The organism is Herminiimonas sp. Marseille-P9896 (assembly GCF_903993245.1).
Taxonomy (GTDB): domain Bacteria; phylum Pseudomonadota; class Gammaproteobacteria; order Burkholderiales; family Burkholderiaceae_D; genus Oxalicibacterium; species Oxalicibacterium contaminans.
The window spans coordinates 374,909-390,658 of sequence record NZ_CAJEVT010000001.1 but is presented as its reverse complement, the minus strand read 5'-3'; the positions used below and the strand labels follow the sequence as shown (position 1 = coordinate 390,658).

Genomic DNA, 15,750 nt, shown 5'->3' with positions numbered 1-15,750 from the left:
ATGCACAATATGAGCTAGCGATTTGCACTTACCGCTGGCGGCCTTATAGACAAGCAAGGCGATACCCAACGACGTGTATCAGGATGGAAGCTTACGGACAGGATGGAAAAATGTTCAGACCTTAGGCACCCGCATTTCTATGCTGGTACCGACTCCGGCTTCGCTGTGTATGTATAACTTCCCGCCCAGCATCAAAGTCCGTTCCCGCATGCCAACCAGCCCCAGGCTTTTTTCCCGTTGTCCGGAAAAATCTATGCCGTTACCGTTGTCGGTGATTCTTAATACGACGTTCCGCTTATCGCTTTGCAGCTGCACCACGACATGTGAGGCCTGGCTATGTCGCATGATATTGGTCAGCGCTTCCTGCAGGACGCGAAATATCGCCGTCCGCAATTCCGGACTGAACTCCAGGCTGTCGGTCGGCAGTGATACTTCGTAAGTAATGCCTGAATTCTGCGCAAAGGATTCGAGCAACCAGTCTATCGTCGAGATCAAACCCAGCTCATCAAGTATGAGTGGCCGCAGATCTGCCGTGATCCTTTGTACTGACTCAACAGTAGACTCGGTTATTTTCTTGAGCGAGTTCAGACTTTGCAAGGAATCACCCTGCTGCGACTGCATCTGCTCTTCTATCACGCTCAAGCCTATGCGTATGGCCGTCAGCGATTGCCCCAACTCATCATGCAACTCGCGGGCTATGCGTGTCCGCTCTTCTTCACGCACCGATTGCAAATAACCGGATAGTTCGCGCAATTGATTACGCGACTCCAGCAATTCCTGTTCTGCCTGCTTGCGATCCGTGATGTCGCGTGAGATGCCTACTGTCCCGATGATGAAACCGCCCTCATCCCGTATCGGCGCCTTGATCGTGTCAAACCATCTGACCGTGCCATCTTCATCACTTTGCGGCTCTTCATATCTGACCCTGGTGCCGCAGCTGATGGCTTTCCTGTCTGTCGCCATGTATTGCTGGCTCCAGTCGCTCGGCCATATATCTTCCGGGGTTTTATTCAGTATCTGTTCCTCGCTCAGACCCGAGGCAGCAACGAAGGCATCGTTGACGAGTACATACCTGGAATCGATGTCTTTCATCCATGCCTGATCCGGAATGTTGTTGAAGATGGTTTTTTGCAGTTTTTCCGCTTGTTTCATGCTGAACTCCGGCACCAAAAAATAATGGTGATCGCATCACTAGATACTCTTAGCATTGCGATCACCACATGGTTGCATCAAACAATAATCTTCAGCCCGCTACTCGCGGGCATCACACCACTCAGCTATGAATGTAGGTCTTGAGATACTGGATCGTTTCTTCCTGGGTAGAAATCACTTCCTTGACCAGGTCCCCTATCGAGATCACACCAATCACAAAACCTCGTTCCGTTACCGGCAGATGGCGGAAATTCCCGTCCGACATCAGGGTCATGCACTCTTCCACCGTATGTTCTTTGCTGACCGTCGTGACACGGCTAGTCATGATTTCGCCCACGCAAATGTCCATGGAGCTTTTATTGGCCAGCGCCACCTTGCGGGCATAATCCCGTTCGGACAAGATACCGACCAGCTTGCCTTCATCAATCACAACCATTGCACCGACGTCATGCACCGCCATAATCTTGAGAGCATCGATTAATGGTGTGCGGGAACAAGTACTGCACAGGCTTTTGTTTTTCAACATCAGCAATTGGGAAACCGTACGCATGAGCAAACTCAACTAATAAGGTGGAGGAGGACGAGCAGCTTCGTCTCTTATTTTTCCTGGAAGCCAGCGATGATCTTGTCGCTGTTCGTAACAAAGCCAAAACATTTTTTCACATTGAACACTGCGTTTTGCGTACAGAATTCAGGTGATGTCGTGGCGCAGCAGTCTTCGACCATGATGCACGCATAGCCGAGGAAGTTGGCATCCTGCAGCGAGCACAAGACGCATTGATCGGTGTTTACACCGGCAAACATCACGGTCTTGATATCCATATTGCGCAGGATACTGTCGAGCGGCGTATCCCAGAATCCGCTGATGCGGTATTTATCCACGCTGATGTCTTGTGGATGAATCTTCAGCTCATCCACCACCGCCGCAGCCCAGCTATCCTTCTCCAGCACATTGGCGGCACGCGTGGGCAATTGCTCACCCAGGCCGATGCCGCTACCTTTCGGTTTGTACAGATGATGCTGGTTAGGTGGCATGTTCAACAGATCCGGACGATTGCCCCAATTAACCCAGATGATAGGTACCTTGGCATCACGCAGTACCGGCAGCAGTTTCTGCAACGGCTCTATCGGCTGGCGGCATGGTGTGTAATCCACACCCAGGTGATCAACCCAGCCATCTTTCGCGCAAAAGTCATTTTGCATATCGATGACAATAAGCGCCGTGCGGTGCGCATCAAAGGTCACCGTCTGCGGATCAGACTGGATGGTGACAGGTGCCGGAGCTACCGGCGTGCCTACCAGGTCTACGTGCTTTTCATTAACCAGCCAGTGATTGTGCGCACCGACCGAGCCGATGCGATTCAATCCTGCCCCCGCTACGCCGCTCTTCAAGGCTTGAGCATCTTTCGCGTTCATACATCCTCCTTGGATAAAGTTTCTATTTATAAATTGCCGAACAAGACTGCGATACCTAACGCCCGCGTTCAAATGCCAGGGTCAGGCCGGATGGCTGACGCCCTTTACCGACAAAGCCTGCAATCGCAAACAAGGCCAGCACATAAGGCAGCATCAACAGCGAAGCGACCGGTATGTTCAGGTTCATCGCAGGTGCGAGGAATTGCAGTGCAGTCGCAAAGCCAAACAGCAGACACGCACCCAAGGTCTTCCACGGTGCCCAGCCACCAAAGATGACAGCCGTGATTGCGAGGTAGCCGGCACCGCGCGTCATGCCTTCGGTAAAGGTATTGCTGTCTGCGATGGACATGAAAGCACCACCCAGTCCGGCCAGCGTGCCTGCATACAGCACACCCATATAGCGGATCAGCTTGACGTTGATACCTGCCTTGTCAGCAGCACGCGGATCTTCACCCACCGCACGTACAGCCAGACCGAAGGAGGTGTACTTCAGCAAGGCCCAGGTCACCACCACCATGATCAAACCGATATAAGCAAGACCGGTTTGCTGGAACAAGGCGGGGCCGAGCACCGGAATTTCACTCAGGCCAGGGATATGCAACTTGGCAAAACCAGGGATGGTGTCACGTGACAGCGGGCCAAAAATTTCCCGATACAGGAAGGTCGTCGCCCCCAGCGCCAGGATGTTGAAACCTATACCCACCACCAGTTGATTGGCGCGCAAGGTAACGCTCAATATCGCCTGGAAGAAGGCCACGATCAGGCAAGCCATCACGCCGACCATGACACCGACCACCGGACTACCAGTGACCCATGAAGCCCACGCTGCAGCGAAGGCCGCCGTCAGCATCATGCCGTCCAGGCTCAGGTTGAGCACACCGGCGCGCTGGCTAACCAGTTCACCCATGCCGGCGAGGATGATAGGCATCGCCAGTCGCAGGCCGGAGCCGAGGAATACTGCCAATTGATCTTCGCTCATGATGCTTTCCTATCCATAAAGATGGCTGAACCGGCAATCGCAATCACGATCAGGCCCTGGCTAATCAATACAACTGCAGCGGGTACATGCGCCATGATTTCCATCGCGATACTGCCGGAACGCAGGAAGCCAAACAGCAAGGCACCGACCACGACACCCCAGGCCGAACCACGCGACAACAAACCCACGACCAGTCCGTCAAAGCCATAACCGGAAGAAAAATCACTGGTCAGGTAATACTGCTGACCCTGGATCATGATGGCGCCAGCCAGGCCGCCGAAGCCACCTGCGAGTCCCATCGCCAGCACCACGAGGAAACTGGAACGCATACCGGCACGACGCGAAGCCATTTGATTCAGACCTACCGCACGCAGCTTCAAGCCAAACGGTGTGCGAGTCAGTACGATGCCGACCGCAATCACGGCAATCACCGCCAGGATGAGGCCGATATGCAGAGGCGACATCGGGTTGGAAGGGAATAGCATAGGCAGCTTGGTCACTTCCGGAATGATGGCGGACTCCGGCAAGGCAGAGACTTGCGTCATCGGCTTGCGCAACAGATGTACCGACTCAACCGACCAATACACCAAAGGCAGTGCGATGAAGGTAAGCAACAAAGTGCTGATCACTTCATTGATACCGCGCCATGATTTCAATGCACCCGCCAGGCCACCCCACAATGCACCGCCCAGGGTTCCTGCCAGCAAAGGCAGGATGAAAGCGAGGCCGAACGGCAGGCTACCGGCACCATGCAAAGCGACCGCAGTCGCCATCATGCCGCCGATCGCAATCTGCCCTTCGCCACCGACGTTCGTCAGGTTGGCACGATTGGCAAAGATGAAGCCCAAGCCAACGAGACCGAGGCTGATCGAGCGATTGATGGACGCGCCTATGTTGTACTCGCTACCCACCATGCCATCCCAGAATGCTTCGATCGCTTCCGAAACCGAGCTATCTGTACAGGCGATGAGCAACACACCCAGCAACAAGGCAACAATAGTCGCCACAACCGGAACGATTACTTTCAAAGAGATATTGAATTTAAAACCGAAGGAGGGACTGCCCTCGCTCCATAGTGCAGATTTGTTCGCCATGCTTATTTCTCCTAATGCAAATGGCCAGACATCATGGCGCCGATTTTTTCGCGATTGGCAGGGTCCGCAGGCAGTTCGCCGACAATAGCCCCGCGGTACATCACGGCAACACGATCGGAAACCGCGATCAACTCATTCAGGTCGCTGGAAATCAGCAAGACGCCCAGTCCATTACTGGCGGCAGTACGTATGCGATTGAAGACCGCCTCCACTGCGCCGACATCAAGGCCGCGAGTAGGCTGTGCAGCCAATAAAAATATCAATGGGTCCAGTGACAGCTCACGTGCCAGTACCGCCTTTTGCTGGTTGCCACCTGACAAGCTGGACATCGGTGCATTGGGGCTGGTCGCACGCACATCAAACTCGGTCATCATGCTGGCCGCACGTTTCGCCATCTTTTCGCGATCCAGCAAGCCGAAGCGGGAGAATTTTTCCAGCGAAGCGAGGAATAGATTTTCTGCCACGCTGAGTTCCGAGATGCATGCAACTGCATGCCTGTCTTCCGGCACGATACCGGCACCGGCATTTGTAATGTCTTGCGCCGAGCTGCCAGTCAAGTCCTGATCACCTATCTTCATCGCGCCACCAGTCGGCGTCAGCAAGCCCGCGATGATGGCACCGAGCTCACTTTGGCCATTCCCTTCAACCCCTGCGATGCCGACGATCTCGCCGCGTGCGACCGACAGATGCACATCACTCAGGCGCGTGACACCATCCTTGTCCTGGAAAGTCAGTCCTTGTAACTGCAGGGCTGGCAAGCCAAGTGAACGACTGTCGACACCTTTGGCAGCCGCTGGTGCAGCTGTCGCTGCATCCTGGCCAGCATCGCTGATGATGCCCAGCGTTGCCGCAAGCACGGAGTCGCCGGATTTAACATCGCGGCCCACCATAGAACGCACCAGCGCATGCATGTCAGCACCTTCCATGCGGACGCTTTCCACGATGCGCCCCTGACGCAAGACGCTGGTACGGTCGGCGACCTTGGCGATCTCTGCCAGCTTATGCGTGACGAGAATGACACCGCGTCCGCTTTCCGCCACCTTGCGGCACACGGTCAGCAACGAGTCCACCTCTTCCGGTGGCAACACAGCAGTCGGTTCATCCAGCAATAGCAAGCGTGGATCGCTCAGCAAACACTTAATGATCTCTATGCGTTGCCGTTCACCTACCGACAGGTCACCGACTATGCAGTGCGGATCGATCGCCAGATCGTATTCATCCGCCAGCTCCTGCATGCGCTGGATAATCCAGTCCTGTTTGAGGATGGTTTTGGCACGCCCCAACATCAGGTTTTCCACTACCGACATATTGGAAACCAGGCTGAAGTGCTGATGCACCATGGCAATGCCCAGCTCCAGCGCATTCGCTGGCCCGCTCGGGCGAAACTCGCCGCCATCGTATTTAATCAAGCCGGCGTCCGGTTGATGGACGCCGAAGATGAGGTTGCACAAGGTCGATTTTCCCGCACCGTTTTCGCCAAGCAGGCAATGCACTTCACCGGCTTCCACGCTGAGGGAAATATCATTCAACACCAAATGCGAACCAAAGCGTTTGGTAACGCCTGCAATCTCCAGGATAGCCATGGTGTTATCCCACCCGGACTTTGATCTTGCCCGCCAACAGCGCGTCCTGGATTTCCTTGATCTTGGCCTGCATTTGCGGCGTCATGCCACCGCATACTTCTATACCTGCCGATTGCGGACCCATAGCCAGTCCAAATGGTTTGTACTCCGGCTTCCAGGTACCGGCCACCATTTGATCGATTGCGTACTCCAGCATGAAGCCGATACCGCTCACTGTGTACGCCAGGTACAAAGGATTTTTATCGGCACAGTAATTGGTGTAGCTGCCTATCATCTTGGTGTTTTTGTCGCGCGCTGCCTGCTCCATGCCGCGTACACCGAGATTCAGGATGTTGTAGTGCACATCCGCGCCCTGCCCGATCGCTGCCAGCGTGGCTTCCTTGGCTTTGGTGACATCGTCAAAATCACCGGTGTAGGTTTCAAAGTATTTAATATCCGGTTTGATGTAACGTGCGCCATTGCCGAATTCCTTGCCGGTATTCACGATGGCTGGAATCTCTGCACCGCCTACATAGCTGACCGCGCCGTTCTTCGACGACATGGCCGCCACCGCACCAGCGACAAAGCCAATCTGCGCCTGCAACACGTCGTATTGCGCGACGTTGGCAGTCGGTGTGCCGGTAGGACCAACGATGGAAAACTTTACCTTGGGAAAGCGTTGCGCGACTTTCAGCACGGACGCCTGTGTCTGTCCGGCCGCACCGATCACCAGGTCATTCTTGGTAGCCAGCGATACCAGCACTTGCTCCATATCGCCAAACTTTACGTTTTCAATAAATGAAATTTTGACCTTGTTACCGTAGCGCGCTTCTGCACGCTTGATGCCGTTGTACGCGGACTCCATCCAGCCGTGGTCCAGTTTGGAACCCGGCATCAGGATACCAATCTTGATAGGATCGGCGGCGAATGCGAACGGTGACAGGCCATATGTCAATGTACCTGCACCTGCGGTTGTTGCAACTGTCTTCAGAAATGCTCTACGGCTGGTAATCATGCTTGTCCCCTTTATAGGTATGTTTTATTACGATTAAGCTTTGCGAGAAATTCAGTACAGGTCATCACTGACCATCTACATCTTGTCTTCCGGCATCAGGCAAATAATCATGCGCATAGATTGAAATCGATCTTAGAAATAGGGTTTACATTTGTCTACGCGCTGATCCGTATGCTGCGAATTCATCACATGAATGATGGTCAGGATGTGAAGTTGCCGATGTGCCATCCGGTGCGGACGGCACATCTTTCACCTTGCATCAGAAGCGATGCCGCATACCAACTGCAAAGCTGCCCGCATTTGCGTAGTTGGTCGTCTTGTCGCTCATGACAAATGCATAGAGATCTGTGCGTTTGGAAAGGAAATAGTCATAGCCGACCGAAACCGTGGTGCGCTTGAGATCATCGAACACCGTGCTTTCACGTTTGGTCTGTGCCACTGCGGCAAGGAATTTGCCGCTGCCAGCCGGAACACTGACACCCAATGTTCCAGTCTGATCCTTCAGATCCACGTTATGTGTCGCGCGGTCATAGGTCGCGAACAGTTTCATGAAAGCGAGGTCATAGCTGCCGCCGATAAACGTGAGCTTCTGGCGCGTCGCAACCAGGTTGGGTCCACCCGCAACCGGCACTGACAGCATCACGCTCGGGCCGTTAGGAACAATCGGGTTGTCGACCGGGTTACCTACCTGTACATCGTGATAGGCCAGACCCAGTCCAAGCGCGCCGTTCTGGTAAAGCACGTTGGCACCCTTGTTGTTTTTCGACGAATTGCCTGCCGTCTCACCAAACTGATAGTGCAGGTTGACGGTGATGCCGGCGAAGGTCGGCGAGGTATAGCGTATTGAATTACTCCATGCGCTGTCGGTTTTGCCAAAGGTGCCCGGGAACACACTGGTACCGACGATGGCATGCAGCACCAGCGGCGACAGCGTGAAGGAATCCTCTATCGGGTTGAACATGTAGAGCGGCAAAGTCGTCGGTGGTGTCATGCGACCCAGCGTGATCTTGCCGTATTGGTTCGACAGCGCGACGTTGGCATCCCGTGCAAAGAAGGTGTCGCCGTTGAAACGGCCGGATGCACCATCGTCTATCCGATAGAAGGCACCCAGTGTAAAGCTGGCTTTCAATCCACCGCCCAGGTCTTCACTCCCTTTGAAGCCGATGTACGAAGTCGACAAACCTCCGCTACCGATTTTTGAAGTACTCGCGGCGTCACCGCTGTTACGCATGGATCCGGCAAAACCATCTGCCACACCTTCCATCGTGACCGATGTCTGGGCCAGTGCTGCGCCAGCCGATGTGGCGATGGCAGTAGTCAACAAGGTACTAAGTAATATTTTTGATTTCACGATTCGTCTCTTTTATTAGATTAGATTTGAGTAACAGCTATCGGATGCAAAAACTATTTCTGATGCGTCTCCACCATCCATGCCAGCGAGGACAGAACGTAAAAATTCTTACGCGTCTTTATTGGCAAGGATGGGAGCTGATACTAGGAATGGATAAGGGGTGCGTCTATGCACGGTGACGAATGCACGTGATTCACGAAATGAATGGCGCACTGCACACAAGAGGGTAGGTACTACGATGATTCTGCATTGCACAGATAATTCATCAACATGATGCGCAGCATTCATCCGCGCAATACACGCGATGGGAACGAAGCGCTACGTGTCTGCTAACAGCTTGCTAACGCGAAGATAACGTTCAAATATTTTTAAGTATGGAAAAGTTCTGTCATGAAACATGCGCAGAGATTGCATGCCCCTAGCAACAAACTCACAATCTGTAACAACTTAGACCAGGCTTGGGTGCGCTAACGCACCGAAGACGGGGAATTAATTGCGTAACTTGGGTGTCACTCATATGTACTCCTCTTACATGAAAAGGATTCCCCATGAAAACGATACAGAAAATTATCTTCCCGGTACTGGCTGCTACCGTTTTGTTAGGCGCGGCCGGTTGTGAAAACATGTCGCATCGAGAAAAAAGCATGGCTGTCGGCGCAGGTGCTGGTGCAGTAGGCGGCGCTGTGTTGACGGGTGGTAGCGCCCTTGGTACTGTGGGCGGTGCAGCTGTGGGTGGTGTGATTGGTAATGAAGTTGGCAAGAATAAGAAGTAATTAACTCATCAATCAGGAAACACATTCAAGGAGGCAACAAATGAATCAGTATAAAAATACCGCAATTGCAGTAGTGGTCACTGGCATGCTGGCATTGGCACTGGTCGGCTGCGAGAAGAAAGAAGGACCTGCTGAGAGAGCAGGTAAAGAAGTCGACAAGACCATGTCGAAAGCTGGCGAACAGATAGAAAAAGCCGGTGAGAAAATCGAGAACACTGCTAAGGACGCGCAAAAATAACACTGCCTCCACCCAGGAGTATCTCTGATGGCGAACGGTATCCATACCGCTCGCCATTTTTATTTCAACTGAAATTGCGCTTAGTATTAATTCCGCAGATCAAATCGTTGATGGCGTAGCGGCGCGCTCATTGTCATTCAACTTAAAAATCAGACTGCCTTCGTTATCCCGTATCAGCTTCAGCGACTGTGAGTAAGGCAGGTTGATGTGCTTGGCGCAAAAGGTCTCCTTGACCGGTAATTCGTGTCCGCCACGATTGACGACTACGGCCAGTTCAATTTTCTCGGGGCGGCCGTATTCGAATACCTCATTGATCGCTGCGCGTATGGTGCGTCCCGTATATAAGACATCATCGACGATGATGATTTTTTGTCCGTTCATATCGAATGGGATCTTGGAACGATGCACACCGAAGTTCAGTTGACGATGGCCACAATCATCTCGCTGATAAGAAACATCCAGCGTCCCTATGGGTGAACTGAGTTCCAGTGCGGTACGCAAATATTCCGCCACCCAGATGCCGCCGGTATGTATACCTATCAGCTTGGTCGACTTACTGACATGTGGCCGCATCAGATTGGCCAGCCTCCGGCACAAAGCCGTACCATTTAAATTGGATCTCATCGTGAATGACTATCCATAGCTTGCTCTCCGCAGAAGACTTCGTGGCCCGCGCCTATCTGTACCTGCGTCAGTTTCAGTCGCATAGCGATACACGCCCCGTCAACCCGACGATGAATCCGCTCAGCATGTCCCAGCCGGACGAATGACCTATGCGTATTAATTTCTGTATCGCGGCAATGACTTCAGCCTGAGCTTGCGCATACATCAGCGCTTCCGCCAATTGATGCAGGGGTGCGAAACTGTGACCTGCAATCAGATCCGCCATCAGGGTAGAGCTGATGATGTGGCTGCGATCTTTGGCCTTGCCCAGCAGGCGCTGCGCTATATCGTCCCACGCAGCCGCATCCGACTTGGCCAGCAAGGCACGTCCAAACAAGGCCGCACCTATGAAGTCATCCCCGGGCGGTGTTACTCCTGGGCCAAAGCCTATGAGGGGCAGCGCAGCCTGGTACACATGCTCCGGGCTGCCTTTCCTGAAACCACAGGCGATGTTTTCTATATTGCGACTGGCGAGATTCAGCGGATATTCCGGTACCTGATTCAGCAACATGGAGCCAAAGCCTTTGGCCGGAGCGAGTGTCTGCAAAGGCTTGCACAAGGCACGGCAGGTTTCCATCACGCGCGGCAAATGCGCTGCTTCCAGTACGCCACGATGCGGGTGCCAGGGCCTGCTGTCACTGGTATCAAAATGCTGCGTCTTCCCTTTCAGCAGGAACGGCCTTTCCATGATGACCGCACGTGGATGCAGCTCGGCCAGGTCTGAACCCAGCCAGATGATCTCTCCATTTACATGCAGATACGGTGTATGCGCAAAACCGGGTATCGCTTGCGCATCGCCACCCGCCCGCACCAGCGCCTCGTATGCCTTGAAGCCGATTAATTTGATTGCATTTGTCGACACGTTCGTGGTCGCACTCTCAGTCACATTCACCATCGCATTCATTTAGCGCACTATCCTCGTACCTGCCCGCCCCTGTAACGCCTCGAAGGCATGCTCCAGCGAAGTAATAATCACGCGGCGCCCTCCTCGTTCGAGGTATTTCAATGCCGCACCTATCTTTGGTCCCATGCTGCCCGGCGGGAACTGGCCTTCCGCCATGTATCGCGCCGCATCCGCTGCAGTGATCTCACTCAGCAAACGCTGGGTCGGTTTGCCAAAGTCCAGCGCCACCCGCTCCACACCTGTCAACATGACCAGGGTTCCTGCACCGATCTGGTTGGCCAGCAACGCACTGGTGTAATCCTTATCGATGACGGCAGGTACGCCATGAAACTCGCCATGGATGTCGCGGATGACCGGAATACCGCCACCACCCGCGGCGATCGGTACGATACCGGCGTAAATAAGGGCTTCGATCGCGGCCGTATCCAATATGCGCAAAGGGAGAGGCGAAGGCACCACGCGCCGATAGCCGCGATTTGAATCTTCGGCAAACTTCCATCCGGTTTCCTTCGCCATCGCATCGGCTTCTTTTTTTGTGAAGAACTTCCCTACCGGCTTACTCGGCTTGAGGAAGGCCGGGTCATCACCATCAACCTCTACCTGCGTCACCAGACAGGAAACCCTCACATCAATTTCATGTTCGTGCAGCACATTGGTCAGGGTCTGCTGCAGCATGTAGCCCATGCCGCCTTGTGAATGCGCAACGCAGATATCCATAGGCATGGGCGCCAGCTCATGTGCGGTCTTGGCCATGCGATAGAGGATATTGCCGACCACCGGCCCGTTGCCATGCGTCAGCACCAGCTTGAAGCCGCCTTCGAGCAGGCGCGCCAGGTGTTCGCAGGCGATCTGGATCAGCGCGAACTGCTCCTCCGCCAGGCCTTTTATATTGGGCGGGTAACTCGCATTGCCGCCGAAGGCGACAACTATCCTTTTGTCATCCATCAACATTTCATTACTCCCGCTTTGATCTGTTTTTGCTTGAACTTCCGGGTTCACACCGGACTGCGGCCGCCAGCCAGACGGCTGTGACAAAACGTATACATCTGTTAAGCGTTGCTGCATCGATGCAAGCGGCCTGGTTCTCGCGAAAACTGCAGGGGTCAGGACGGGCTACCAGCTTGGGCTTGCCATACTTGAAGAGAATTTAAGGGTGGGGTAATCATTTGTCTATGTGGCGTTCCGTATGCGATGCATACGGCTTATGAATACTGCGTCCGGGCCATATTGCGAATTTAATGTGATATATAGTTTCCTCAAATCGATACTAGAACGCATCTCACGGATATTTGTGAAATGCGTTCTGGATTCCACTGCTTTCTAATATGCACACGATATGAATATTGCTTCCGTAGATCTCAATCTACTAGTTGCCTTTGATGCGATAGTCAAAGAACGTAACGTGACATCTGCCGCCGTTAGACTCGGAGTTAGCCAACCGGCTATGAGTAATGCGCTCGCGCGTTTAAGAATGATTTTTAATGATCCACTGTTCGTGCGCACCAGTCAGGGCATGCAGCCGACGCCGTATGCGGAGCAATTGATAGAGCCGATTAGTCGCGCGTGTGAGCTGATCACTTCTGCGCTGCAAATCAATTCGGTATTTGATCCTGCCACTACAACCAAAACCTTTTCCTTCTACATGACGGAAATCGGCGAGATTTTATTGCTGCCGAAATTGTTGAAGCACATCCAGACCGCAGCTCCTAACGCCTGTGTACGTGTGCGCCGGATACCCGAACAAGGTGCAAAGGAAGCGATGGCGAATGGTGAGATCGATCTCGCAGTCGGTTTATTTCCTTACCTGAAAGCAGGCTTTTACCAACAGCGTCTCTACACCGACAAGTTCGCATGCATCGCACGCAAAGATCACCCGACGGTGAAGGATAGTCTGTCACCGCAACAGTATGTAGATACGCCCCATGTGATTGTGCTGTCGACCAACACCGGACATGACGCGGCGATAGAAAAGATACTGCTGACCGAACATTTGCGCCGCAAGATCGTAATGACTTCGCAGAATTTTTTGGTGCTACCCATGATCATCGAACAAACCGACGCGATCGCAACCATTCCTTACCGGATGGCGCAAAAGATCGCGTCGTATTCGACCGATGTCAAAATCCTGGAGTCACCAATCGCGTTTCCCAATGTCGACATTAAACAACACTGGCATGAACGCTTTCACTACGATCCCGCCAACAAATGGATACGTGATGTGATGGTTACCCTGTTTCGGGAGTAGTAAAAAGCCGACAGCCAGAGCCAGACTGGTGGTGATACCTTGCTCCGACACTAGGCCTCCAATATGATAGTGCCGAGAAGCAATTATTTGCATCCGCAAACAATCACGCACCACACAATGACAAGAAAAATAAGCGCTGAAGACACCGCGGAATATGATTTCCTCGGCCATATTTACGATGCGGTCATGGCGCCCCAGGGATTCCAGCTGTTTGCCGAAAAGCTGGTTGAGGTGTTTAATCTCAAAGCAGTCCTGATGGCGATACGCCACAATGAAACGCTGGACATGAAGTATCTGTGGATGGGCGGCGGCATCGTGCCGCACTGGACAGAAAATTACGCGCTCGATTACGCCAGCGATGACATCCTGGCGCAGCATCTGGTCGCAGCGCCAATAGCCAATTTTTACGCCAGCAATCTGGATATCGCTTTCCCGCCGAATTTCCCGGACACCCGTTTTTATAAGGAATGGCTGGCGCCACAAGGCGTCGCCTTCGCTGCTGCTGCCGTCGTACTGCAGGAAGGTCCGTGGGAAACCCAGCTCTATCTGCAGCGCAGCCCCGAACAGCCGCCATTTACCCCGGATGAAATCGCGCAGTTCAATACATTCCTGCCGCACCTGCAACGCGCGATCCAGATGCGTCAACGCTTGTCCGGCCTGCAGCTGGGCCAGGATATCCTGGCCAGCAGCCTGAATATGCTGGCTATGCCGACCTTCCTGTTTGATGAGTACGCAACTGTCGCCCATTACAACCGGAGCGCCGAGACTTTGCTCGGGAGCGGTTATCTGCGCCTGGAAAATGGACACCTGCAAACGCCGGATGACAAGCTGACACGCAAACTCAATTTGGAGTTATCCAAGTCGATAGTTGCCAGTCGCAGCAAGGATGAAGATTTCAATCACGTGATATTGCTGCCGCGTAGCGGCAAGCTGCCGCTCATGCTGATGATCACACCGCTGCAGTTACAGGACTCGCCGCGCATACATGGTGCAGCGCTGATGTTTGCGTTTGATCCCGAAGCCATCCCTGCAGCAACCAGTGAATTGATCAAAAAACTGTTCCGCCTTACCAACGCCGAAGCGGAATTATCAATTGCACTATGCAGCGGCAAAACCCTGGATGAGTTTGCCAGCGAACGTGACCGCTCCATACATACGGTCAAAACCCAGCTCAAAAATATTTACCTGAAAACCGGCACCAACCGCCAGGCGCAACTGGTGTCTATGCTGCTGGCCAGCCCGGCTTTCTTCGTCGCGTCCAAGGAGCAGGATCAACTGTCGCCACCGTCACCCTGACAGCCCCGGCCATTGCCACATAAAAAAAGCCTGCATCAGCAGGCTTTTTCTTTACCGATACGACGATCAGAACTTGTAACGCAAACCGATGGAAAGCAGGTTTGCTTTCAGGTGGGCACCATCGACTTTGGCAAGCTTGCCGTAGTCTTCGTACTCGGCAACGACTGCTACATTTTTCGTTACGTTGTACGCAGCACCGATGCCCAGCAATGCGGTCGTGCGGCTTTTCTTTTCGCTGCCGCTTACGCCGTTTTCAACCGCTTCGAATTTGGTACGGTTGAAAGACGCACCCACTTTTGCAAACAGCGAGAACTGGTCATTGACCGGCAAGGTCGCGGTTGCAGCAACATACAGTGCTTGCGGCTTCGAGCTGATCGAACCGGAGTCAGCGCCGTCAACGTACGATGCCTTGCCGGTACCCAGTTTGATGTAACCAGCTTCCAGGCCAAAGTTCTTGTTGAAACCGTAGCCACCGTACAGTTTATAGCCAGTACCGCTATCCGAAATGGAACCGATACCATCCAGGCTTAATTTTTGGTCGCTGCGACCGACGTTGACACCTACATATGCACCTTCTGCGTATGCAGCCAATGGCGCTGCCAGAGCGGAACCGAGCAAAACCACCAGTAACTGTTTTTTCATTATTTTTCTTCCGTATTGAGAGTGAATTAAAGCGAACCTGCGGAATGGATTCTATCCACGGCACATACGGCGGGCTATCGCCCAAACAAGGTATTCCGGACTGCGGGCAAACGACTATATATATGCATCAGCTGCTCGCTGAGCGCGGCGCGAACAACGCTCATGCAGCGCACGCAAGCACGCGTCGCCATTGCAGATATTTTGTAACTATTTGATTTATAAGACTTAATGGTGCGGCTGGCTGGAATCGAACCAGCGACCCTTGGCTTCGGAGGCCAATACTCTATCCACTGAGCTACAGCCGCATGAGGGACTACCGAGGAGGCCTGCAGGATACCGTTTTTCTGTCTTTCCGTCCACGTAAAGCGACGTTTTCCCGTTCCCTATCATTTGCTTTGCGTCTATAATCGAGCGTTTGGC

Annotated in this window: 16 protein-coding genes and 1 tRNA gene; 4 read left to right on the top strand and 13 right to left on the bottom strand. The window is 53.3% G+C overall.

Going from position 1 to position 15,750, the window contains the following annotated elements; all coding sequences use genetic code 11:
- Positions 1-114: 114 nt before the first annotated feature.
- The 8 genes from H7U06_RS01905 to H7U06_RS01870 all read right to left on the bottom strand — a co-directional run bounded on the left by H7U06_RS01905 (position 115) and on the right by H7U06_RS01870 (position 8,569).
- Positions 115-1,152 carry a PAS domain S-box protein gene (locus H7U06_RS01905; RefSeq protein ID WP_175624532.1) on the bottom strand — a complete coding sequence of 346 codons (1,038 nt, stop codon included), beginning with the start codon at positions 1,150-1,152 and terminating at the stop codon, positions 115-117.
- Positions 1,153-1,273: 121 nt separating this feature from the next.
- Positions 1,274-1,702, bottom strand: coding sequence for a CBS domain-containing protein (locus H7U06_RS01900; protein ID WP_175624531.1), 429 nt, complete (start codon positions 1,700-1,702; stop codon positions 1,274-1,276).
- A 47-nt stretch (positions 1,703-1,749) separates the two neighbouring features.
- Entirely contained in the window at positions 1,750-2,568 is an 819-nt protein-coding gene (locus tag H7U06_RS01895; RefSeq protein WP_175624530.1) for a cysteine hydrolase family protein, read from the bottom strand.
- 55 nt (positions 2,569-2,623) lie between these two features.
- Positions 2,624-3,547: an ABC transporter permease gene (locus H7U06_RS01890; protein ID WP_175624529.1), complete on the bottom strand. Its 924-nt coding sequence runs from the start codon at positions 3,545-3,547 to the stop codon at positions 2,624-2,626.
- Positions 3,544-4,641 (bottom strand): ABC transporter permease, encoded by a 1,098-nt coding sequence (locus H7U06_RS01885; protein WP_175624528.1) that lies wholly within the window; start codon positions 4,639-4,641, stop codon positions 3,544-3,546. Before H7U06_RS01885 ends, H7U06_RS01890 begins: the two co-directional genes overlap by 4 nt.
- A gap of 11 nt (positions 4,642-4,652) precedes the next feature.
- Positions 4,653-6,224 (bottom strand): ABC transporter ATP-binding protein, encoded by a 1,572-nt coding sequence (locus H7U06_RS01880; RefSeq protein ID WP_175624527.1) that lies wholly within the window; start codon positions 6,222-6,224, stop codon positions 4,653-4,655.
- A 4-nt stretch (positions 6,225-6,228) separates the two neighbouring features.
- The gene (locus H7U06_RS01875; RefSeq protein WP_175624526.1) at positions 6,229-7,218 is read right to left on the bottom strand and encodes a BMP family protein; all 990 of its coding nucleotides are present in this window, start codon (positions 7,216-7,218) and stop codon (positions 6,229-6,231) included.
- A gap of 259 nt (positions 7,219-7,477) precedes the next feature.
- Positions 7,478-8,569: a porin gene (locus tag H7U06_RS01870; protein WP_368492551.1), complete on the bottom strand. Its 1,092-nt coding sequence runs from the start codon at positions 8,567-8,569 to the stop codon at positions 7,478-7,480.
- 548 nt (positions 8,570-9,117) lie between these two features.
- On the opposite strand from H7U06_RS01870, the gene H7U06_RS01865 reads away from it, so the two are divergent.
- Both H7U06_RS01865 and H7U06_RS01860 read left to right on the top strand, forming a co-directional pair.
- On the top strand, positions 9,118-9,342 hold the full coding sequence (locus H7U06_RS01865) for a glycine zipper 2TM domain-containing protein (RefSeq protein WP_175624525.1): 225 nt from the start codon (positions 9,118-9,120) through the stop codon (positions 9,340-9,342).
- 40 nt (positions 9,343-9,382) lie between these two features.
- Positions 9,383-9,580: a hypothetical protein gene (locus H7U06_RS01860; protein WP_175624524.1), complete on the top strand. Its 198-nt coding sequence runs from the start codon at positions 9,383-9,385 to the stop codon at positions 9,578-9,580.
- A 99-nt stretch (positions 9,581-9,679) separates the two neighbouring features.
- Here H7U06_RS01860 and pyrR read toward each other — a convergent pair whose 3' ends face one another.
- The 3 genes from pyrR to H7U06_RS01845 form a co-directional block, all read right to left on the bottom strand.
- A complete protein-coding gene (gene pyrR / locus H7U06_RS01855; RefSeq protein ID WP_175624523.1) occupies positions 9,680-10,204 on the bottom strand; it encodes a bifunctional pyr operon transcriptional regulator/uracil phosphoribosyltransferase PyrR in 525 nt (174 codons plus the stop codon).
- 73 nt (positions 10,205-10,277) lie between these two features.
- The gene (locus tag H7U06_RS01850) at positions 10,278-11,147 is read right to left on the bottom strand and encodes a DUF2877 domain-containing protein (RefSeq protein ID WP_175624522.1); all 870 of its coding nucleotides are present in this window, start codon (positions 11,145-11,147) and stop codon (positions 10,278-10,280) included.
- Entirely contained in the window at positions 11,148-12,092 is a 945-nt protein-coding gene (locus H7U06_RS01845) for a carbamate kinase (protein ID WP_254873110.1), read from the bottom strand. It abuts the gene before it with no gap.
- A 391-nt stretch (positions 12,093-12,483) separates the two neighbouring features.
- Here H7U06_RS01845 and H7U06_RS01840 point away from each other — a divergent pair, with 391 nt between their 5' ends.
- A complete protein-coding gene (locus tag H7U06_RS01840; protein WP_175624520.1) occupies positions 12,484-13,392 on the top strand; it encodes a LysR family transcriptional regulator in 909 nt (302 codons plus the stop codon).
- A gap of 117 nt (positions 13,393-13,509) precedes the next feature.
- Positions 13,510-14,688 (top strand): helix-turn-helix transcriptional regulator, encoded by a 1,179-nt coding sequence (locus tag H7U06_RS01835; RefSeq protein ID WP_175624519.1) that lies wholly within the window; start codon positions 13,510-13,512, stop codon positions 14,686-14,688.
- A gap of 66 nt (positions 14,689-14,754) precedes the next feature.
- On the opposite strand, the gene H7U06_RS01830 is transcribed toward H7U06_RS01835, so the two are convergent.
- Together H7U06_RS01830 and H7U06_RS01825 are read right to left on the bottom strand one after the other, a co-directional pair.
- Positions 14,755-15,330: an outer membrane beta-barrel protein gene (locus tag H7U06_RS01830; RefSeq protein WP_175624518.1), complete on the bottom strand. Its 576-nt coding sequence runs from the start codon at positions 15,328-15,330 to the stop codon at positions 14,755-14,757.
- Between the two features lie 229 nt (positions 15,331-15,559).
- Positions 15,560-15,635, bottom strand: a tRNA-Arg gene (locus H7U06_RS01825).
- Positions 15,636-15,750 lie beyond the last annotated feature (115 nt).

What these genes read in the sequence shown, in the direction of transcription:
- H7U06_RS01850 (WP_175624522.1), bottom strand. Translation starts at nt 11,147, where the DNA reads ATGAATGCGATGGTGAATGTGACTGAGAGTGCGACCACGAACGTGTCG.
- H7U06_RS01840 (WP_175624520.1), top strand. Translation starts at nt 12,484, where the DNA reads ATGAATATTGCTTCCGTAGATCTCAATCTACTAGTTGCCTTTGATGCG.
- H7U06_RS01895 (WP_175624530.1), bottom strand. Translation starts at nt 2,568, where the DNA reads ATGAACGCGAAAGATGCTCAAGCCTTGAAGAGCGGCGTAGCGGGGGCA.
- H7U06_RS01905 (WP_175624532.1), bottom strand. Translation starts at nt 1,152, where the DNA reads ATGAAACAAGCGGAAAAACTGCAAAAAACCATCTTCAACAACATTCCG.
- H7U06_RS01860 (WP_175624524.1), top strand. Translation starts at nt 9,383, where the DNA reads ATGAATCAGTATAAAAATACCGCAATTGCAGTAGTGGTCACTGGCATG.
- H7U06_RS01890 (WP_175624529.1), bottom strand. Translation starts at nt 3,547, where the DNA reads ATGAGCGAAGATCAATTGGCAGTATTCCTCGGCTCCGGCCTGCGACTG.
- H7U06_RS01885 (WP_175624528.1), bottom strand. Translation starts at nt 4,641, where the DNA reads ATGGCGAACAAATCTGCACTATGGAGCGAGGGCAGTCCCTCCTTCGGT.
- H7U06_RS01865 (WP_175624525.1), top strand. Translation starts at nt 9,118, where the DNA reads ATGAAAACGATACAGAAAATTATCTTCCCGGTACTGGCTGCTACCGTT.
- H7U06_RS01835 (WP_175624519.1), top strand. Translation starts at nt 13,510, where the DNA reads ATGACAAGAAAAATAAGCGCTGAAGACACCGCGGAATATGATTTCCTC.
- pyrR (WP_175624523.1), bottom strand. Translation starts at nt 10,204, where the DNA reads ATGAGATCCAATTTAAATGGTACGGCTTTGTGCCGGAGGCTGGCCAAT.
- H7U06_RS01875 (WP_175624526.1), bottom strand. Translation starts at nt 7,218, where the DNA reads ATGATTACCAGCCGTAGAGCATTTCTGAAGACAGTTGCAACAACCGCA.
- H7U06_RS01880 (WP_175624527.1), bottom strand. Translation starts at nt 6,224, where the DNA reads ATGGCTATCCTGGAGATTGCAGGCGTTACCAAACGCTTTGGTTCGCAT.
- H7U06_RS01845 (WP_254873110.1), bottom strand. Translation starts at nt 12,092, where the DNA reads ATGGATGACAAAAGGATAGTTGTCGCCTTCGGCGGCAATGCGAGTTAC.
- H7U06_RS01900 (WP_175624531.1), bottom strand. Translation starts at nt 1,702, where the DNA reads ATGCGTACGGTTTCCCAATTGCTGATGTTGAAAAACAAAAGCCTGTGC.
- H7U06_RS01830 (WP_175624518.1), bottom strand. Translation starts at nt 15,330, where the DNA reads ATGAAAAAACAGTTACTGGTGGTTTTGCTCGGTTCCGCTCTGGCAGCG.